The sequence below is a fragment of the Bifidobacterium choloepi genome, from assembly GCF_010667615.1.
GTDB lineage: Bacteria > Actinomycetota > Actinomycetes > Actinomycetales > Bifidobacteriaceae > Bifidobacterium > Bifidobacterium choloepi.
Window position 1 is genome coordinate 129,773 of the sequence record NZ_VYSG01000003.1, and the last position, 20,026, is coordinate 149,798.

The 20,026-nt window shown below is 62.5% G+C and carries 14 protein-coding genes; 11 read left to right on the top strand and 3 right to left on the bottom strand.

Annotation, left to right across the window (positions count from 1 at the left end):
• Positions 1–9: 9 nt before the first annotated feature.
• Positions 10–1,467 (bottom strand): polysaccharide biosynthesis tyrosine autokinase, encoded by a 1,458-nt coding sequence (locus tag F6S87_RS07115; protein WP_163227961.1) that lies wholly within the window; start codon positions 1,465–1,467, stop codon positions 10–12.
• Entirely contained in the window at positions 1,464–2,900 is a 1,437-nt protein-coding gene (locus F6S87_RS07120; protein WP_163227962.1) for a glycosyltransferase family 4 protein, read from the bottom strand. Before F6S87_RS07120 ends, F6S87_RS07115 begins: the two co-directional genes overlap by 4 nt.
• Before the next feature lie 254 nt (positions 2,901–3,154).
• Here F6S87_RS07120 and F6S87_RS07125 point away from each other — a divergent pair, with 254 nt between their 5' ends.
• Both F6S87_RS07125 and F6S87_RS07130 read left to right on the top strand, forming a co-directional pair.
• On the top strand, positions 3,155–4,483 hold the full coding sequence (locus F6S87_RS07125; RefSeq protein ID WP_163227963.1) for an O-antigen ligase family protein: 1,329 nt from the start codon (positions 3,155–3,157) through the stop codon (positions 4,481–4,483).
• 175 nt (positions 4,484–4,658) lie between these two features.
• Entirely contained in the window at positions 4,659–5,927 is a 1,269-nt protein-coding gene (locus F6S87_RS07130) for a glycosyltransferase (RefSeq protein WP_163227964.1), read from the top strand.
• Positions 5,928–6,038: 111 nt separating this feature from the next.
• Here F6S87_RS07130 and F6S87_RS07135 read toward each other — a convergent pair whose 3' ends face one another.
• Positions 6,039–6,605 (bottom strand): arsenate reductase/protein-tyrosine-phosphatase family protein, encoded by a 567-nt coding sequence (locus tag F6S87_RS07135; protein WP_163227965.1) that lies wholly within the window; start codon positions 6,603–6,605, stop codon positions 6,039–6,041.
• A gap of 847 nt (positions 6,606–7,452) precedes the next feature.
• On the opposite strand from F6S87_RS07135, the gene F6S87_RS07140 reads away from it, so the two are divergent.
• The 9 genes from F6S87_RS07140 (at position 7,453) to F6S87_RS07180 (ending at position 19,926) form a co-directional block, all read left to right on the top strand.
• Positions 7,453–7,881 (top strand): hypothetical protein, encoded by a 429-nt coding sequence (locus tag F6S87_RS07140; RefSeq protein WP_163227966.1) that lies wholly within the window; start codon positions 7,453–7,455, stop codon positions 7,879–7,881.
• A gap of 335 nt (positions 7,882–8,216) precedes the next feature.
• Positions 8,217–8,579 (top strand): thioredoxin, encoded by a 363-nt coding sequence (gene trxA / locus F6S87_RS07145; protein ID WP_163227967.1) that lies wholly within the window; start codon positions 8,217–8,219, stop codon positions 8,577–8,579.
• A gap of 1,435 nt (positions 8,580–10,014) precedes the next feature.
• Positions 10,015–11,070, top strand: coding sequence for an aggregation-promoting factor C-terminal-like domain-containing protein (locus F6S87_RS07150; protein WP_163227968.1), 1,056 nt, complete (start codon positions 10,015–10,017; stop codon positions 11,068–11,070).
• 415 nt (positions 11,071–11,485) lie between these two features.
• On the top strand, positions 11,486–12,121 hold the full coding sequence (locus tag F6S87_RS07155; RefSeq protein WP_163227969.1) for an NUDIX hydrolase family protein: 636 nt from the start codon (positions 11,486–11,488) through the stop codon (positions 12,119–12,121).
• 105 nt (positions 12,122–12,226) lie between these two features.
• Complete coding sequence (locus F6S87_RS07160) at positions 12,227–13,081, top strand: alpha/beta fold hydrolase (RefSeq protein WP_163227970.1); 855 nt, start codon at positions 12,227–12,229, stop codon at positions 13,079–13,081.
• A gap of 86 nt (positions 13,082–13,167) precedes the next feature.
• The gene (gene nudC, locus F6S87_RS07165; protein ID WP_163227971.1) at positions 13,168–14,349 is read left to right on the top strand and encodes an NAD(+) diphosphatase; all 1,182 of its coding nucleotides are present in this window, start codon (positions 13,168–13,170) and stop codon (positions 14,347–14,349) included.
• A 359-nt stretch (positions 14,350–14,708) separates the two neighbouring features.
• Positions 14,709–15,104 carry a glycine cleavage system protein GcvH gene (gcvH, locus tag F6S87_RS07170; protein WP_163227972.1) on the top strand — a complete coding sequence of 132 codons (396 nt, stop codon included), beginning with the start codon at positions 14,709–14,711 and terminating at the stop codon, positions 15,102–15,104.
• 705 nt (positions 15,105–15,809) lie between these two features.
• Complete coding sequence (locus tag F6S87_RS07175) at positions 15,810–17,012, top strand: App1 family protein (protein ID WP_163228068.1); 1,203 nt, start codon at positions 15,810–15,812, stop codon at positions 17,010–17,012.
• Between the two features lie 85 nt (positions 17,013–17,097).
• Positions 17,098–19,926 (top strand): S9 family peptidase, encoded by a 2,829-nt coding sequence (locus tag F6S87_RS07180; protein WP_163227973.1) that lies wholly within the window; start codon positions 17,098–17,100, stop codon positions 19,924–19,926.
• Positions 19,927–20,026: the final 100 nt, after the last annotated feature.

Consider the following 20,026-nt stretch of genomic DNA (forward strand, 5'->3'; position numbering starts at 1 on the left):
GGACCCCTGTCAATCCACCCGATCTGTCTGCGGTGTTGTGCGGTAGTAGTAAGCATGATTGCCGTAATGTGTGTCGCGACTTCGCTTGTCGGAATTGATAATGGTGCCCAGCATGCGAATGCCTAGCGTCTCCATTTCGGCGACAATTGTCTTCAGGTCCCGCTTCAGCGTGACATTTCTTCGACTGACCAACACCAGCCCATCGCCACGTCGCGCGAGCAATGCCGCCTCGTTGACAATGACCAGCGGCGCCGTGTCCATCACTACGAAATCGTAATGCTGCACCGCCTGTGTCATGATTTCATCCATGGCGTCGCTTTTCATGAGTGAGGCGACATTCGGAGGTGTCGGTCCTGCCGTCAACACATGGAGATTGTTCCGCCAGTAGGGCATGATTACATCGCTTAAGGCCGCCCGGCCCGACAGGACATGGCTCAGACCGGTCCCGAATGCTGCGGCATCCATGCCGAGGGCTGTCGCGACGGAAGGATGGCGCAGATCGGCATCGATGAGCAAGACGTGTGCCCCGTGCTCTGCCAGCGCAGTGGCAATATTGATGGCAGTCGTCGTCTTGCCTTCGCCGGTATTAGTGGACGAGACTACGATCAGGCGTGAATTCGTTCCACTCACTGGAATACTGAATTCCAGATTGGAACATATACGCCGGATATCTTCGGCAATGGCCGAGGAAGGCTCGGAAACAACAACCGGCCTACGGTGTTCCAGTAATTCGTCTTGTGGAATACGGCCTAAAATCGGCGCCTGAGTCAGTTCCTGCAGTTCCTGTTCGTCCTGCACCGATCTGCTGAACAGGTCCTTCAACAGCGCTGCGACCACGCCGGCAATCAGGCCAAGGACCACGGCAAACAGCATGATCATCTTCGATTTCGGCGAGCTCGGTGATGTCGGCAGGTCAGCGGACTGAACCACGGCAATGTCGACAGGTGATCGTCGATTATCCCCGTACAGATCCATTTCCACCGTGTTCTGCAAGCTTGTCGCTACGGCATTGGCTACATCGTATGTCCACTGAGGATCTTCCGCTTCCGCCGTAATCGTGATGAACGTCGTGTTGGAAGGATTTTCGACGGTCAGGTGCTTGGCAAGCTGCGCTGCCGTCATGTCCAGATCGAGCTCCTCGATTACCGGTTCCAGCACTACCTTCGTTGTGGCTAGGCGGGGATATGACTTCACCTGCGAACTGATGTAGGAGCTGCCAGTCGATAATGTGCCAATTGAGGTCGACTGTTCTTCGTTGTCCTCGGTGTCCATCTCACTGAACGAGGCAAACAACTCTGCCGTGGCCTGATACTGCTTCGGTGACACGGCAAGGAACGCAACAGCTGCCAGCACTACCACGACCAGCGTCACCATGAGCGTCGTCACATGCTTGCGAATCATCGTCAAGATGTCAGCGAGCGTCAATGCCTGGTCTGTCACGCCATAGACGCCATTTGTGCCTGTCATCGCATCCTCTCCTCATGCTCGTCGTTTTTCTCGTGGCCGTTTAGCTCCTCGTCGACCACGGAGATGCCTGGACAGCCGACCAAGTCGCCGAACTGGACTGCGTAGTATTCGCGGTTGAATGTGGTTCCGCGCAACAACGCCGCTTGGCCCATTGCCATCCTGCGTGATTCGTTACGAGCCAGTTCGATCATCGACTGCGCCAGCCTGTCCGTCAGATCCTTGTCCCGCTGCAGCAAGATGGCGCACTCCTCGTCGACATATTCGGGAATGCCGCCGGAATTCGTCGTAATGATCGGTTTCCCGGAAGCCAATGATTCAATGACGGTCAGCGGAGCCGGATCCTCCATGATGGATGGCAATACGCTAATATCCGCGGCGTGATATAGATAATGGATGTCTTCATAGTCCACGAATCCGGCAAAACGGACACGATCTTCCAGGCCGTGATCCGCAATGGCTTCGTGCAGGCGTTTCCGAACCGGATCCCTGGTGTTATCACCCATGGAAAACGGTTCGCCGGCAATGAGCAGCACTGCTTCCGGAACATGGGGAGCCATGGATGCAAAAGCGTCGACCAGATGAACCGCTCCCTTTTCCGGAATCAGTCGACCGGTAAATAGAAGCACCACATTGCTTTCATCCAGCCCGAATCGTGCTCGCGCCAACCGGCGTTCGTCTGTAGTGGCCGGTCGAAAACGTGCACCATCCACGCCGTTTCGCCAGACGGCCCGCTTGCTCGTGGGGAGGCCTTCGCCATCCGCGTCCTGTAGGTAGCGGTCCATCGTGTCCACAACAAACTGGCTCACGCCAAGCACCTTGGCCGAGTGGTGTACTTCGTCATTGCAGCCGAAACAGCTATGGGTTTCCGAGTGCAAATGCAGGAACACGCGGCCGTCAAACTGGCGGCGGTTGCCGTGTATCTTCAATGCCCAGAACAACGAGCAGTGGTCTTCGAGGACAATACGGTCGAATCGGGGCAATGCCACCGACGATCGCAACCGGCCGCGGCCCTCGCTGGCGGCAAGCAATCGGCCGACCTGGTCAACGAACCACAGACGCTGCATCAGGAATCGAAACGTGACCGTGCGACGGCGGCGAATAGCGGCGGTGGCTACGCGAAAGATCACGCGATCGGCCATCGTTACCGGTGACGGCGGCTTGAGCAGCACGACAGAAGTGTGACGGTACTGACGATCGCGGACGAATCGTTCGACTTCTGCTGTCCAGATCGAGAAGATCGTGAGATCGAGCGCTCCGGTGTGGTCGTTGTCGTCGATGAGCATCGTGACGAGCGACTCGACGGCACCGCCACTGACAGCAGGAATCGGCAGATAGCCGGAATTGATGATGGCTACCTGCGGTCGACGAGTGCCGGCATGGTCGGAGTTCGACGACGTCGTCTGCCGCTCCATGGCCGGAATACTGATGATCATGTCGCCTCCTTCGGTGCACGGTCATGCTCGGTTACTTGCCGGTCTTCTCCCGGTTGTTTCACGTGACGAAAGAGTACTGGCCCCTGTCATGAAACCGGTCTCTCATCGTACGGGAAACAGGGTGCGCAGGCCATGCGTGATGGCGGAATTTTGGAAAAGTTGCACAAGTGCGCGGCTTGCGCATGCGGGGGAACGGCGGCTATCCGTAGGATGAACTGACGGGCTGGTCGAAGAACGGGAAGGAAGGAGTTGCCATGCTGGATACTCTCTTCCAATTCGTCACGATGGTTATTCCCAAGTCGGGAATTGTCGTCGGCGCTCTCTCGCTGACGCTGAACCTTGTCTTGTTCGCCGTTATCGTGATCCGTGACCCCAACCAGACAGTGCGCTCGCTTCAGCTCCTTCGCTGGATAGGCATTTGCTATGTGCCATTGCTGGCTTTCGGAATGGTGACGTTCACGCTCGGGATGATCAGTAGCGGCGTCGAACCATTGAAGCTGGCGCAGGTCATTATTGTCGTCGCATCGCCGCTGGCCATTGTCGCGACAACGCGCCGCTTGCCGGAAGTCGATCATGCAGAACGCAGGAACTCGCTACCGAAACCGGGCGCTCGCGCAATTCGCGCCACGCAGCGGGCGTTCCAGCTGGTGGCTGTCGCATTGCTGATTGTCAATGCGTACGGACTGCTGCAATATTTCATGGGCGTCAGCAACGTTACCGTCGAGGGACTGACCACCACATACGGCCAGGCTATCGAGCAGAAGACGATCGGGTATTCGTCGAGCGGCGACACTGCCAAGAAAATCCCGTCAACGTTCCAGAGCGGTACGTATTTCGGCATCTTCTGCGTGCTCGGCATGGGTCTCATGCTGATCTGGCGGCCTATGCTGTCACGTTCGGCGCGATGGAAAGTGATCAGAGTGGCCGCCATCATTGCCGCATTGGTCGGCTTGCTACTTTGCGGAGCCCGTGCCGTGCTGCTTCCGTTCGCCGTCGCCGGGATTGCCATCCTGCTTGGCCGCATTCGCGTTTGGCCTTCCCGGACACTGCGTCGCAATTTCGTGGCGTTGCTCATTGGCGGAGGCTTGCTTGTCCTGTACCTGCTCGTGTTCCAGCAGGAGATCATCTCGAGCTTCGTCTCCCGCAACATTGTCGAGACGCTCAACGATTCCACCGCCAGCGGTCGCACCGGACAGTGGTCTGGCTTGTGGTCCCGTTTTCGGGATCTTTCCCTGTCTGACATGATCATTGTCCTGCTCCTCGGCAACGGTAGCCACTACAATCTCGGCAGCGAGGGATTACCGGCCCTCCTGGTCCAGATGGGCCTGCCGGCCACGCTTGCTTTCCTGGGACTCTTTGCCGCTCCGATAGTCCATTTCTTCCGGCGTCCGGTCACGCGCCCGATGGCTTGGTGCCTTGGCGTGGTGCTGGCCACGTTCTGCGTGGATCTCGCCTTCGACTATCCGCCCAATATCATGCTGGTATTCATGGCCGTCGGTCTTGCCCTGGCCGGCCAGCGGTGCGGCTTGCTCATGGAATCCGTTTCGCATCGTGCTGTTGTTGCGCTGGGTGCCACGGACTAGGGTGATGCCCGGCAATGTCATGACGCCGGTCGAATCGTGCACAATTCCTGCAGCCTGCTTTTGCGAATACTGCAAACTTTGTTGACACAGCCTTACCTCGAGTGCCGAATTTTTTTACACTGAACGCAACCGATGCGAGTGCCGGACGACCGATGTCCGCGGAAGGGGGTGGGCCTTGACGACTCTGCCGTACCCGAATGCCGCCAATCCGGCGGGACGTGCCGCCGGGCTTGCCGCGCCGACTGCCGTTCTTGACGCCGGCTTGCCGGCCGCTGCCCTTGCCGTGCCGTCCGCCGCGTCCGTCGACGTGCCGATCGGACGTCCGCTGCGAGTCCTCCATGTCGTCGGGTCGATGTTTGCCGGCGGGGTGGAGTCGACGATTCTCAACCATTTCCAGTACATCGATACCGACCGGGTCGTCTTTGATTTCCTCGTCGAGGAGGATTCGAAAATCGTGCCCGTCGACGAGATCGAGCGGCGCGGCGGCCGAATCTACACTGTCCCGCCGATCCACCAGCTGCCGTCGTATCTGCGCGCCTGCGAGCGCGTCTTCGCGAGCGCGCGGCCCGACATCGTCCATTCGCATGTCAACACGCTCAGTGTCTTCCCGCTGTCGGCGGCCGCGCGGGCCGGCATTCCGGTGAGGATTGCGCACAGCCATTCGACGACGACGCGGACGGAGCTGCTGCGGCACGTCACGAAGCAAATCCTGCGGCCGTTCGCCTCCGTCTTCCCGACCCACTTCGCTGCCTGCTCGCGCCACGCGTCCGACTGGCTGTTCGGCAAGCGCCACGAGATCGGCGGCGACGTCTTCTTCATGCGCAACGCCATCGACCTGGATCGTTTCTGCTTCAGCGATTCGCGCCGCCGGATGCTGCGCGCGGAACTTTCGCTGGCGGAGGGGCAGCTGCACGTCGGGCAGATCGGGCGCATCAGTCACCAGAAGAACCAGCGATTCACGCTCGAGATCTTCGCCGACCTGCTGCGCCGCCGTCCGGACGCCAGGCTGACGCTGATTGGCGAGCAGTACAACAGCGACGTCGCTTCGCGGATCGAATCGCTGGGGCTGACGGGGCATGTGAATGTGCTGGGAGTGCGCGACGACGTCGCTGATTTTTACAGCGCGTTCGACGTGCTGATGTTCCCGTCGCAGTACGAGGGCTTCGGGATTGCCAGTATTGAAGCTCAGGCGAGCGACCTGCCAGTGCTGGCGAGCTCGTCCGTCCCGTCCGAAGCGGATCTGGTTCCCGAGCTGGTGCGACATCTGGATTTGTCCGAGAGCGTGGACGTGTGGAGCAAGACCCTCGAAACCCAAGCATCCCTGCGAACCGTCGGCACCCGACGCAGCCGAACCGCCGACCTGGCCGCCCAGGGCTACGACATCCGCACCAACGCCAAGATGCTGGAAATCTGGTATAGGTCGCTGGCGAATAGCGCTCAATGATTACCTACGCAAACGGCTCCCCTCGGCAGGGGAGCCGTTTGCGTTTCGTCGTCGACCCCTCGCTTCGCGGCGTTGCCGCTCAGCGATCCCCTTCCAGGGGATTATGATCGGTCACGCGGCGCGGTGGTGGCCCTTTTTCGGGAGGACGCTGTCGGCGATCGTGGCGATGGCAGCGCCGAGTTCCTCGTGAGCCTGCTCGAAGACTTCGAATTCCTTGCGGTATGGATCCTTGATGTCGGCGGAGGGCGGGAGCATCGGACGGATCATCGACGCGTTGTCGAGGACGCTGGCGATGCGCTCGTCGAGCGTCGATCCGCTGATCATGCCTTCCTTGGCGCAGTAGTCGCACATCGCCGCGAAGTCGCTGACGGTGGCCGTGCGCTTCGCAGCGGTCGGCGCGACCGACGCGATCTGGCGCTGCTGGTTCTTCGTGAAGCACAGGATCAGGTCGCTGTCCTTCGCGAGCTGCGGCGTCAGGCGCTTCGAGCGGAACTTCGACGAGTCGATGCCGTCGCTTTCGAGCAGCTTGCGGCTCGACGGATCGATCTCGTGATCGATGAGGCCCTGCGTGCCGGCGCTGTCGACGACGAGATCCTCGCCGTCGAAGAACTTCGGGAACAGCAGCTCGCCCATCGGGGAGCGGCAGATGTTGCCGGTGCAGACAAACAAGACTTTCATTCTTCCTCTATTCCTCCGTTGGCGGTCACCTTCGAACGTTCAATATTGTTAGCTTCCTGCAATATATCGGGTCGGCTGTACCGGCGGTAGGGGGCTGGGGTGGAGGTTTGGAGTGGGATTGCCTCGCTGCGGGCAGGCCTGCGGCCTATCCTTGTGAGGCAGCGATCGACTGCGTCGATCGCGTCGACCCTCAGCCTCGTTTCGCTCGGCAGCTCCTGGAAAGGCCGCAAGCGTTCGCTGGCTCGCGTTTGCATGGTTCAGCGGCGGGCGCCAGGGAGCCTTTCTCCGCGAGAAAGACGGCCTTATTTTTATGTAAATAAAATTAATTAAATGTGCGCAAACCAATGCTTACTTCGCAATTGATGATCATTATTTGAAGTCAAATTCATTTCTTGTTCCGAAGAGAAGCGAGTCGAAATTTTGGATTGCCATGCGGAGAAGATCAAAAAGTGGACATTGATAAAAATTGTCTCACAAAAACAATCATTTGAACAGACGAGTTTTGCAAGGGCGATTATTGAAAGTCGCGGATCGATTTTGCTAATTCCGGATATGAAACGCCGATGAAATGTGAGATTGGTCATGCTTGTGAATCGTTATGGATAAAACGTTTCATCGAAGGGCGGTCGGGGGTGGTTGGGATGAATCGTAGTAATTTAAAGCCGTTTGATGGAACTTTTTTGTAAAGATGGCTGGCGAAGCTTGTCCGAAGATGACCGATTCCCAGATTATTTTCAGGAAGATAGTCTTAATTAATGTCGTAATGGGGTGTAATTATTGGCAGGTTGAATTCTATTAATATATACTTGAATTCAATCTTCAGAGAGACGACGAAAGGATGTGTGCGATGTCGTTACTGCAGGGTTTTGAAGCTGTGAGCACGTCGAATGGCGGCGGCAAGGCCGTGCTGACGATCACGAAAACCAGTGTCCATTTCAACAAGAGCGCGGTCGAGGCGCTGGGCGGCCCCGAGCACGTCAAGTTCCTGATCAACCCGAAGACGAAGCAGTTCGCCGTGCAGGTGTGCGGCGCCGAGGATCCGAACTCGCTGCCGTTCTTCAAGGAATCGAGCACGCGCAAGTCGGTCACGCTCAAGACGCCGGTGCTGATGGACGCCGTGCTGCCGTACTTCACGTTCGAGGACGCGCCGGAGGGCGAGATCGCGTACGCGTCGCTGCACGGCACGAAGGTCGATGACGACACGCTCGTCTTCGACGCCAAGGAACCGAACTACGGCGTGATGAAGAAGCGCGGCCGCAAGAAGGCCTCGCTCTGACCGGCAGGTCTTCCTGCCGGTTCTGCTGGCGGTTCCTTTTATATATAGGTATATGAGGCGGCTTTCCGTCACTGCCTTGTTGCCGCACTGTTGTGATGTCGCGAATCCGGGCTGCGAGCCCGGGTTCGCGACATCAATTTGTATGGATCGAGCTTTCCACTCCCGGCTTACTTCGGGGGAATCCGGAACAAATTACGCTAAGTTCGGTTGCAAGGGATGACGGCCGGGCCGGCGGGGATCAACGGGCCGGCGACGCCGTCTTGACGGGAGCTGCAATCCGCAGCTTTCGAACAGAGGCTGCAAACCGCAGCTTCGGCAATACGAAGGAGCAACAGATGGCAGCTCACGAAATTACGTCCGCGGACTTCGAGAAGGTCATTGCCGACAACGAACTTGTCTTCATCGATTTCTGGGCGAGCTGGTGCGGCCCGTGCCGCGCGTTCGGCCCGATCTTCGAGAAGGCCGCCGATGCGAACCCGGACATCTACTTCGGCAAGGTCGACATTGACAAGAACCAGGATCTTGCCAACTCGGCCGGCATCCAGGCCGTGCCGACGCTGATGATCGCCAAGAAGGGTCACATCGTCTACCAGCAGGCCGGCGCGCTGCGCGAGGCCGATCTCGATTCGATCATCGACCAGGCCAAGAAGCTCGACGTCGACGCCGCCCTCGCCGAGGCGGCCGCGCAGCAGAAGTAACTGTCGCCGATCAATCTTCTACTCTTTAACCTGACTCACGCAACCATGGGGCTTCCTCCGGAATGTTTCGGAGGAAGCCTTCTTGCGTTGGAAGCATGACTGTGACGGGCAATGCCGATGCGTACAGGCGCCGACGTTGGATCGGTCGATGAAGAGCGTATTGGTCGCAAAAATCTATTTTGGAGAAAGCTCCGAAAAGTCCTGTAAAGCATGTTTCTCCTCGGACTCATGGGGTTCTATATGCGCTTAACGGCACTTACCTGCATATGGAACCCCCCCCTCCGCGAGGGGAAAACGTATATGCTTAACGGCAGTTACGCGCATATATTTTCCCTTGGCGCGGGTGATTTATATGCGTGTAACGGGCGTTACGCAACTACGTTTGCCCATGGGGATGGGGATCTATGATCGTGTAACTGTCGTTAGGGAAACACGGAAACCCATCGTGCTGGGGCAACGTGCATGAACGACGTCAAATGGTGGCGATGCCGGCCATGAAGACTCATCGCGTGAAGAGCGACGTGTGTGTCGAGCTGCTCTTTTCTTGAACTTTCTCCGCGCTGAGGCGTGAATGAGTCTTGGATGGGTCTCGGATGGGTTCTGGATGGTCTTGGGCGAGTATTGATAGGTCTTGCGCCGGGCTCCGCGTGGCAATTAGCCGGAGGCGTTCGGCCAGATGGCAGATTAAATTGGATTTAATCTGCCGTTTTGCCGACCTGCTTCGGCGAAATGGTTCGTTTCGAGGCGCTCCCGCGTGGCGTGTTACTAAAGGTGTTCGGCAAAATGACATGCGAAACGGGCCTGAAAGAGGACAGCTGGCCGAGCGCCTCGGCAAAAGGACTCCCTACAAGGGTTTGCGTAGGTTCATCGAAAAAAAATTTTCGGTCGCCAGCAGGCGACCGTCGGTTCGCAAGGGTAGGGCGAAGCCCGGCCCGCGGCGAACCGATTCCCCTAGGGGTAGCGGAAAATACAATGTCATGATCCTGAGAACGGATCTCGGGATTGTGACGTCCGTATACGTATAACGGGTAGGGCGCTTTCCGGCGCGCTCTCGCTGCCTTCGGCAGGTCGGCGGTCGGCTCTCGGCCTCGCTTCGCTCGGCAGCTCCCTTCCAGGGAGCTCATGTTTGTTTGGAAATGGCATTTTGAGTGAAGATTGTGTGGGATTGGGTAATTATTTTGCCCTGAGCGGGGTTGGGAACAGCAAACGTTCAGAACCGGAAGTACAATCTGAACCAGTATGCGCTTCGGCACGTGGACGCGGCCTCGTTATGGGACCTCCCGGAGGACCGGCGGACACGGCGCAGCGCGGCGTCGGGAGACGGACGGAAGAATCGTTCGAGAGAGCGGAGGAATCGTTCAGTAGAGAAGTGTGACCCGACAACGAGAGGCCGCGCGAAGAGCCGACGGAACTGTAGGCAACTTTGAGGAGCAGAATGGCCAACCATCGCAAGGCAAGCGTCCCGACGCTGCGCTCGTTGAGCAAGCGTCAGTGGATCAAGATTTGCACGGCGATCGCGGCAGTCGCACTCGTGGCGACCGGCGGCGTGGTAACGAGTTCTTTCTATTCCAAGGCGTCGGCCGAGCCGACGAGCACGGCGACGGCGTATTCGGCGACCGATCCGACGGCCGCGAGCCGCGGCAACGCGCGTGACGCGCTCGGCGGCGACACGGCGACTGTCAAGGTCGTCGTGAACGGCGCATCGCAGACGGTGCTCGGCACCGACTTCACCGATGTCAAGTCGGTGCTCGAGGCCGCCGACATCACGCTGCAGCCCGATGACACCGTGTCGCCGTCGCTGACGACGCCGGTCGACGAGTCGACGACGATCACGATCAACCGCGCCGGCGCGCAGATCGAGACCGTCGACACCGACATCGCGTTCAACACCGTCCGCAAGGAAGATCCGAACCTCGCCGAGGGCACCGAGAAGGTCGAGACCGAAGGCGAGAACGGCGTCCTCGAGTCGACGAACCTCGTGACGAAGTCCGGCGACACCGTCGTCTCCTCGAACACGCTGACCTCCTACGTCAAGAAGGCGCCGGTCGACAAGGTCATCCTCGTCGGTACGAAGAAGGCCGAGGCCACGACGTCCTCGTCCGGCTCCTCGTCGTCTTCGTCCAGCTCGTCGTCCTCGAGCTCCTCGTCGTCGAGCTCGGCGGCGTCCTCGATCGGCACGACGACGCCGGTCGGCGACATGCAGCAGTGGGCGCACGACTACCTGATCGCCAACGGCTACACCGAGGCCGACTTCACGGCGACCGTCTACATCATCTCGCACGAGTCCGGCTGGTCGGTCACGGCGACGAACCCGAGCTCCGGCGCGTACGGCCTGCCGCAGGCGCTGCCCGGCTCGAAGATGGCGTCGGCCGGCAGCGACTGGGCGACGAACTACCAGACGCAGCTCAAGTGGTTCTGGAGCTACTGCGAATCGCGCTACGGCTCCATCCAGGGCGCGTACAGCTACTGGCTGGCGAACCACTGCTACTGATCGGCAACTACCGAACTGCTGACCTGATCCCCGCTCGCGGCACCGGCCGCCGGCGGGGATCTTTCGTTCCGCGGTTTTTCTGTTTCGGGGTTTTCTGTTCCGTGGTTTTTCTGTTTCGGGGTTTTTCTGTTCCGTGGATTTCGGAAGGGCTCGGCTGGAGCCCTTCCGTTTTTCGCGGAAACGGGGTGGTTCCGTGGATTTCGGGAGGAGTGGACTGGAATCCTTCGGAAATTCTTGCTGGGAGGCGAGTTTGCGTGGATTCTGGAAGGCCTGGGCTGGAACCCTTCCGGAATATGTGCCGGGAGGCGGGTTTGCGTGGATTCCGGAAGGGCCGAGCTGGAGTCCTTCCGGAATACGTGGAACGGGCGCGCATCCGGACAGCCGCGCTTGCCCCCGACTGCTCTATAATGGGCCCATGCCAGTTTTGAATGATGAGGTGCCGGACGACGGGGATTTCGATGCCGGCCGCCGTCGCGGGGAGTTCGACAATATCCGCCCGGAGGATTTCATCGACGGCCACGGGAACGGCCGCGGCAATCCGCCGGGATGGCTGGGGCGCGAGGATCTCGAACGCAACCGGCGACAGGTGCCGATGGCGTACGTCGAGATCGTGCCGGTGCGCATTGACCAGCTCGGGCGCGTCGAGGAGATCGGCACGCTGCTGCGCATCAGCGACGACGGCTCGATCGTCGACCGCACCGTCATCACCGGCCGCATCCTCTACCACGAGTCGATCCGCGAGGCGATCGCCCGCAACGTCGCGAAGGACCTCGGCGACCTCGCGTTGCCGATGATTCCGCAGTGCCTGCAGCCGTTCGGCGTCGCCGAGTTCTTCCCGACGCCGGGAGTCTCCGAATATTACGATCCCCGCCAGCATTCGATCGCGCTGTGCTACGTCATCCCGATCGCCGGCGACTGCAACCCGCAGGACGAAACGCTGGACGTCGAATGGGTGACGCCGCGCGGCGCCGACGTCGAGAACGCGATTGCCCAGATGAGCAACGGCCATGGAACGATTGTCCGTCAGGCGCTCGCGTGGATTGACCTGTGATCGCAAGCTTGCGTTCCGCAAGTCGATCCCTCGCTTCGCGGCTACGCCGCTCGGCGATCCCCTTCCGGGGAATTATATGGAAGGGGATTATATGGAAGGATTCTTATGACATTCGACATTGTCAATCATGTCTATCGCGACGGCGAGGGGCTGCCGCTGGTGCTGTGCCACGGGTTTCCGGTGGACCACCGGATGTGGGACCGGTGCGCGACGGCGCTGATGGAGCTGTCGGACGCGAACGGCGCCGTGCAGTATCCGATCTGGGCGCCGGACATGCCCGGCGCCGGTGATTCGCCGGCGGTGCCCGCCGCGGAGGTCGGCCGGATCGCCGACGACGGCGCGTATTTCGACGCGCTCGACCTGATGGCCGACGCCTACGTCGACATGCTGCACGCCGCCGGGTACGACCGGGCGATCTGGGCCGGCCTGTCGATGGGTGGCTACCTCGTGCTCGACATCCAGCGCCGCCACCCGGACGCCGTCGCCGGCATCGCGCTGCTGGACACGAAGGGCGACGCGGACTCGGCGAAGAGTCGCGCGAATCGTATCAGGATCGCCGCCGAGTGCGAGCGCGACCGCACGACGCAGCCGGTGATGTTCTTCGTCGACGTCGCCCCGAACGATTCGTCCGTGAAGAAGTCGGCCGCGTACATCGAGCAGTTCGGCGAGTGGATCCGCGAGCAGGAGCCGGAGGGCATCGCGTGGCGCGAGCGCATGGCTGCCGGCCGACCCGACCTGAATGACGTCTTCGGGACGATCGCCGAACCGGCCGCCGTCGTGTGCGGCCTGAACGATCCGTCCTCCCCGCCGGCCGTCATGGAGCCGATCGCCGCGCAGATCCGCTCCGGCGCCGTCGTCACCGAAATCGAGGACTGCGGCCACTTCAGCGCCTGGGAGCGTCCGGAAGCCGTCGCGCAGGCCCTGCACAACCTGCGCATGCGGGTGGAGCGGCGTTCCTGATGCTGTAGTTCCCTGAAGATGTCACAAACCCGAGCTGTCAGCTCGGGTTTGTGACATCTTCAGTCCGTCGTGACTACTATGGACGCATGGCTCAGTTTTCTTCCCTTGCGCTCACGCAGGCGCTGCCGTTCTTGCCGCTTGCGCAGGGCGACATTGACTATCAGGTCGAGCGCCGCGGCGAGCCCGACTTGATCGAGACGGTACTGCTCAACCCGGCGACGAAGGTCATTCTCGTGCGTGACGGGCTGCTCGCCGTGCCGTTTGGCCAGTCGAACATCGTCAACCACGCCGCCGTCAAGATGCGGCTCGCAGCGCTGCCCGGCGCGTACGTCGCCGCCGAATTGCGCCGCCACCCCGAAGTCGTCGCGATGTTCCTCGGCAGCTACGGCGGCGCGCGCAACGAGGAAGTCGTCGCCGTCGACATCACCGACATCCGCCCGCTGTCCCGCGATTCTTCCTTCTCGGTCGACGCGCGATTCGACGACTCGGACATCGCCGGCGCCATCGAGGGCAGCGCGTCGTTCGAGGGCGGCGTGCCGGCGGGTGCCGGTGCCGTTGGCGCCGGTGCGGGTGCGCCCGGCGCGGCCGGTTCCAGGGCGGGGCGGAGCGCCGGACGGTACGAATCGTTGCTGGAAACAGCGACAGAACGATTCGACTGGGTCGACCTGCGCGGCTTCGCGCCGCACGCGTCGGCGCGCGAGGTCGGCCAGGCGACCACGGCCGTCTCGCTCGGCGGCTGGCACGAAGTACAGCACCACTGCCCGGCGTGCGGTGCGCCGACCAAGCCGGCGCTCGCGGGCTGGGCGCAGCGGTGCACGAACGAGGCCGACGGGTTCCGCGAACTGTTCCCGCGGATCGAGCCGGCCGTCATCGCGTCGATCGTCGACGCCGACGACAGGCTGCTCATCCAGCACAACCGTGCGTGGGACAATCCCACCCTGTACTCCGTCTCGGCCGGATTCGTCGAGGCCGGCGAAAACCTCGAGCACGCGTGCAGGCGCGAGGCGATGGAGGAGACCGGCGTGCGGCTCGGCGAGGTGAAATACCTCGGATCGCAGCCGTGGCCGTACCGCGCGTCGCTGATGATGGCGTTCAAGGCCCGCGCGCTGACGACCGACATCCGCGTCGACGGCCAGGAGACGTCCGACGCCCGCTGGGTGACCCGTGACGAATACCGCGACCTGCTGATCGCCGGACAGATCACCGCCCCCGGCAAGGCCACGATCGCCCGCACGATGATCGAGGAGTGGTACGGGCGGGAGCTCTGATCTGAATAGGGTTTTCTCGCGGGGGGCTTCGCCCTCCGCTCGAAAACCGGCGTTCGGCTGCGCCGAACGCGTCGACCCTCAGCCTCGCGGCTTCGCCGCTCGGCAGCCCCCTTCCAGGGGGCTCCTGTGGATCCGATGCGTAGCCGGGATGCACATCAGGCATGGCAGCTCCCGGAGAGGCCGCAAACGCTCGCTAGCTCGCGTTTGCATATTTCGGCGGCGGGCGCCAGGGGGGGCTGAGAGGCTCTTCCTTTGATGTCATGTCAAGTATTTAGACGACCTTCGGCTGGTTGGGCAATGCGGGGGAATCGTGCCGGATGTTGGTTAGGCTGGAAGCTGACGAATGAAAGGGGGCCACGATGGCCGACAACAGCAAGCTCAATCTCGACGTGCCGAGGCATCTGTGGTATTCGCAGGAACACGTGTGGGTGGACGATTCGGTCGAGCCGGCGGTGCTCGGCATCACCGAGTACGCGGCCGACCAGCTCGGCGAGCTCGTCTTCGTCGACCTGCCGGCGGTCGGGTCGCGCGTGGAAGCCGGCGACGAAATGCTGGAACTCGAGTCGGCGAAGTCGGTCGAGCCGATGATCTCGCCGGTCTCCGGCACCGTCAGGTACGTCAACTCGGCGCTCGAGGACGACGCCAGCATCGTCAACGACGATCCGTACGGCGAAGGCTGGATCGTCAAGATCGAGCTCGACGACGAGGAGCCCGAGCTGCTCGCCGCCGAACAGTACGAAGACCTCATCAAGTAAATTCGGCACGATTCCCGCGCAGGGTTGGTTCGCGGGAATTCCAACGATTCACGCCACCGACCTGACGACGGGATGACCTGCATGGACGACAACGCTTCCGAACGCGAACTGCGCAATGTCAAGAAGATCCTCGGACGCGCGCTCGAGGACGTCGAACGCGAGACGATCGAGATCCGCAAGCGAACCGCGAGCGGCAGCTCGAACCATCACGGTGTGGTAATCCATCACCGTAATGGCGCGGCGAACACGAAGATCGAGCCCGACGGCGGCGTGCGCGGCGGCAAGGCGATGCAGCGGTTGCGCGCGGGCGGCGGTCCGTGGACATCGCGCATCGTGCGCTCGGGCGCGGGGGCGGACGGCGACGGTACTGGCGAGGGCGCTCGCGAAGGCGTCGACGGGGACGTGCGTGAAGGCACGGGTGAGAATGTTCGCGAAGGTGCCGGTAAGGGGTTGGCCGAAGTCGCGGGCGAAAGCGTTGCGGCGACCGGCGCCGGTACCGGGTCTTTCGCGGACTCGGCTTCCGGCGTGCCGAGTGCGCGCGAGGCGTGGAGGTCGGGCGAAGATTCGGACGTGGGAATCGTTCATACTGGCGACGACGGCGCGATCAATGCCGTCGACGAGGAGCTGCTGCCGGACGACATTCCGCCGATCGTCGGGCCGGCGGTCGCCCTGCCGACGCAGTCGGCGGCGACGTCGCCCGACGACATGCCGACCGTCGCCGTGCCGCTCGGCGGCAAGGCAGCACCGCGGGTGACGCGAGAGTCGCGGGACCGGAAGCCGTTCGGCAGGCTGCGCAAGCATCGTGGCCTCGTCCGCCGCGTGAAGGACGTCATTCGCCGGCTGACCGTCGAGCTGTTCAATTTCTGGCTGACGATCTCGACGACGCTGTGCCGCGTGCTCGGCTGGTACCCGTGCGTGAAACCGTATGTCGGCTACGGCACGGAGGAATATTCGAGGCTAATCTGCCGCACGATCTACGAGCCGCGCAAGTCGACGATCGGGCCGGTGCGCGGCATCCAGGCGATGCTGGAAGTGCCGGCGGCCGGGCAGCGCGTGCGGATCGAGATCGACGGCGTGCCGCTGCGCACCGTGCAGGTCGGCACGATGGAGATCTACAACCGGCAGGATTCCGCGCGCTCGAAGACCTCCGACTACGCCGTTTCCGACTCGTCCGGCTACCTCGACCTGCTCGCCGAGCATCACCTGCTGCCCGGCACCCACTCGGTGACGTGCCGCGTGCCAGCGCGGCCGCCGGTCGACGCCGAGCTGTTCACGATTCCCGACAACTGCCCCGTCGGCGTCATTTCCGACATCGACGACACGATCATGGTCACGCAGGTGCCGACGGTCTGGAAGGCCGCCTACAACATGCTGCTGCTGTCGCCGCGCAAGCGCGCGTCGGTGCCCGGCATGGCGGTGATGTACAACAAGATCCGCGAAATGTTCCCCGAGTCGCCGTTCTTCTACCTGTCGACGTCGCCGTGGAACATCGAGAGCTCGGTGCGCGGGTTCATCCGCGACTACGGCTTCCCCGATGGGCCGCTGCTGCTGCGCGATCTCGACCCGCGCCCGAAGACGTTCGTGCCGTCCGGCGTGCAGCACAAGCTCGAGTACGCCGAGCAGCTCATGGGCGATTTCCCCGACATGAAGTTCATCCTGATCGGTGACGACGGCCAGAAGGATCCGACGACCTACGCGACGATCTGCCGCCGTTTCCCGGGCCGCGTGCTGGCGATCGGCATCCGGCAGCTGTCCCCGCGCGAAGCCTCCGGCGGCTTCGGCACTGTCGCCGGCCTGTCGATGACCCAGCCGATTCCCGACGTCGACGTCCCCGTCTTCACCGGCACCACCGGCGCCAACATGATGAAGACGATGCTGCCGTACCTCGAGCAGTTCCGGACCAAGTAGTACTTCGCGTATAATCGCTGCCAGAAAATTCGGGTTGGCCCGGGGACTGCTTGGGCCGGCGGTGACGAAGGCGAGTGAAAGACAGATGACGGAAGAATCGTTCGAGCAGGGCGAATCGTTTGACAATATTGCCGTGCCGACGGCGGTGCGCAGGCCGAGCGAGCGGCGGTTCCATGGCGACGTGTTCGTCGACGACTACGAGTGGCTGCGGGACAAGAATGCCGCGGAAACGAAGAGGTTCGTCGACGAGGAGAACCGGTACTGCGAGTCGCGCATGGCGCCGCTCGCGGGGCTGCAGCGCACGCTGTTCGACGAGTTCCGGTCGCACGTGCAGGAAACCGACATGTCGGTGCCGACGCGCATGGACGACTACTGGTATTTCACGCGCACGCAGGAAGGCAAGCAGTACGCCGTGCAGTGCCGCCTGCCGATCGCCGGCCCCGACGACTGGACGCCGCCGGCCGTGTCTGCTTCGGACGCGCCCGGATCGATGCCCGGCGAGGAGATCGTCTTCGACGCCAATCGTGAGGCGGAGGGGCACGAGTTCTTCCGCGTTGGCGGCATGGACCTGACGAAGGACGGCCGCTGGCTGCTCTACGGCGTCGACACGGACGGCGACGAGCGCTACGACTACCGCATCCGCGACCTGGCGACTGGTCGCGAGCTGGATGAGCGGTTCGACGGCATCTCCGGCGCCTGCTTCACGCCCGACGGCCGCTACGTCTTCTACACCGAGCTCGACGACGCGTGGCGGCCGTGGCGAATCCGGCGTCACCGCGTCGGTTCCGGCACGCCGGCGGACGAGGATGCAATCGTGTTCACCGAAGACGACGAGCATTTCTGGGCCGGCGTCGGCATGTCGTTCGACGAGCGCAGCGTCGTCATCGGCACCGGCTCGAAAACGACGACGGAAGTCCTGATGCTGCCGGTTGCCGACCCGGAAGGCGACTTCAGCGTCTTCATTCCGCGCCAGGAAGGCGTCGAGTACGACGTCAGCTTCGCCTGCTTCGAGGGCGGCGACGGCGGGAACGATGCGCGCGATGGCAACGATTTGCGCGACGAAGGCGAGCGTGCAGGCGCGGGAGCGAGCGTGAATGCGGGAGCGGGCGCGGGTGGCGCTCGCGGTGGCGATGGCGCGGTTGCCGGTGCAATCTCCGGCAGTGCGACCGGCGTGACCGCGACTGCCGCCGAGCATTCCGATGACATCCCCGTGGCGATTGTCTATCACAACGCGACGAACCCGAACTTCGAAATCGACGTCATTGACCTGCGCGATCACCAGCCGCCGTTCAGGCTTGGCGAGGGCGTGCGGGTCGTGGCCGGGTCGCCGTATGGCTGCGAGGAGGGTGACCGGTGCGAGCCGGGCGCGTCGGCCAGGCCGATCTCGACGCCGGTCAATGATCCCGTCAACCCGGCGATCTTGCAGGGCTGCACGGGTCTCGCGATCGAGGGGATCGCGATGCATCGTCATTACGTCGCGATGTCCTACCGCGCCGACGGCCTGCCGCGCCTGGCCGTGATGCCGAAATCCGTCGCCCGCGAGGATTTCCTCGCCGGTCGTCCGTGGGAATTCCGTGAACTCGTGCCGCCGGAGCTGGCTCCTGCCCAATCCCCGCTGTCGGAGACCGCGGAGGCTGCCGAGGCCGAGGAGGCCGTGGCGCCGGGCGAGGGCGTGGAGCCGGGCGGGGTGACGGCGACGCGGGAAGCGGACGGCCACGAAGCGGCTCGATCCGCTGCACCGGACTCCCCGGATGGCATGTGCGCGGACGAATCGTGTCAAATTCTGCCGGCGCAACTCGAGGCGACAGTCGGCCGACTTTACTCGATTGGCAACGGCGGCAACCCGTCGTACGACGCGCCGCGGCTGCGGTACTCGTTCAGCTCGTTTACGCGGCCGGCGGAGCTGCACGAGCTCGACGTCGCGACCGATGCCGACACGCTGCTCAAGGTCGCGAACGTGCTCGGCGGCTTCGACGCGCGCGACTACCGCGAGGCGCGCGCGTGGGTGACCGCCCGCGACGGCGAGCGCATCCCCGTTTCGCTTGTCTGGCGCAAGGGCGCCGTGCTGCGCGACATGCCGATGTTCATCCTCGGCTACGGCGCGTACGAGATCAGCTCCGATCCGGGCTTCTCGGTCGCGCGCCTGAGCCTGCTCGACCGCGGCGTGCTGTACGCGCTGCCGCACGTCAGGGGCGGCGGCGAGATGGGTCGTGCCTGGTACGAGCAGGGCAGGCGACTCAACAAGAAGAATACGTTTGCGGACTTCGTCGACGTGACGGCCGCGTTGCAGAATTGCGGGCTGGCGGACGCGGGCCGGACGGTGGCGAACGGCGGCTCGGCCGGCGGCCTGCTGATGGGCGCCATCGCGAACATGGCGCCGGACCGATACGCGGGAATCGAGGCCGACGTGCCGTTCGTCGATGCGCTGACGACAATCCTCGACCCGTCGCTACCGCTGACCATCACCGAATGGGACGAATGGGGCGACCCGCTGCACGACGCCGAGGTCTACCGCTACATGAAAACGTATTCGCCGTACGAAAATGCGCCGGCGCCGCGAACTGTCGAGGAAGCGGACGTGAGCGACGGTGGCGTGCCGGAATGCGCGGAATGCTCGGAATGCCCGAACGGCGAGGACCGCGTGGCGGACGGCGAGCCGTCGTATCGCTGGCCGGACGGCCGCGTGACGCACGCATTCCCGAAGATCTTCGTAACGACGTCGATGAATGACACGCGCGTGATGGTCGTCGAGCCGCTCAAGTGGATCGCCAGGCTGCAGGCCGCCGGCGTGGACGCCGTCATCCGCATCGAGGGCGAAGCCGGCCACGGCGGCACCAGCGGCCGCTACCGCCAGTGGGAGCAGATCAGCTACGAAAACGCCTGGTGCCTCGCCACGATGGGCATCACCGAATAGCAGCCGTCCGTCCCGTTGTTCCTCTGTTCGAAGATTCTTTTTGATGTCATGAACCCGAGCTGGCGGCTCGGGTTCATGACATCAAAGTAGAAGCTCCCTG

Bases quoted from the DNA above. Each gene is read 5' to 3' on its own strand.
- F6S87_RS07115 (WP_163227961.1), bottom strand. From the start codon at position 1,467: ATGACAGGCACAAATGGCGTCTATGGCGTGACAGACCAGGCATTGACG.
- F6S87_RS07120 (WP_163227962.1), bottom strand. From the start codon at position 2,900: ATGATCATCAGTATTCCGGCCATGGAGCGGCAGACGACGTCGTCGAAC.
- F6S87_RS07125 (WP_163227963.1), top strand. From the start codon at position 3,155: ATGCTGGATACTCTCTTCCAATTCGTCACGATGGTTATTCCCAAGTCG.
- F6S87_RS07135 (WP_163227965.1), bottom strand. From the start codon at position 6,605: ATGAAAGTCTTGTTTGTCTGCACCGGCAACATCTGCCGCTCCCCGATG.
- F6S87_RS07140 (WP_163227966.1), top strand. From the start codon at position 7,453: ATGTCGTTACTGCAGGGTTTTGAAGCTGTGAGCACGTCGAATGGCGGC.
- trxA (WP_163227967.1), top strand. From the start codon at position 8,217: ATGGCAGCTCACGAAATTACGTCCGCGGACTTCGAGAAGGTCATTGCC.
- F6S87_RS07150 (WP_163227968.1), top strand. From the start codon at position 10,015: ATGGCCAACCATCGCAAGGCAAGCGTCCCGACGCTGCGCTCGTTGAGC.
- F6S87_RS07155 (WP_163227969.1), top strand. From the start codon at position 11,486: ATGCCAGTTTTGAATGATGAGGTGCCGGACGACGGGGATTTCGATGCC.
- F6S87_RS07160 (WP_163227970.1), top strand. From the start codon at position 12,227: ATGACATTCGACATTGTCAATCATGTCTATCGCGACGGCGAGGGGCTG.
- nudC (WP_163227971.1), top strand. From the start codon at position 13,168: ATGGCTCAGTTTTCTTCCCTTGCGCTCACGCAGGCGCTGCCGTTCTTG.
- gcvH (WP_163227972.1), top strand. From the start codon at position 14,709: ATGGCCGACAACAGCAAGCTCAATCTCGACGTGCCGAGGCATCTGTGG.
- F6S87_RS07175 (WP_163228068.1), top strand. From the start codon at position 15,810: ATGCCGACCGTCGCCGTGCCGCTCGGCGGCAAGGCAGCACCGCGGGTG.
- F6S87_RS07180 (WP_163227973.1), top strand. From the start codon at position 17,098: ATGACGGAAGAATCGTTCGAGCAGGGCGAATCGTTTGACAATATTGCC.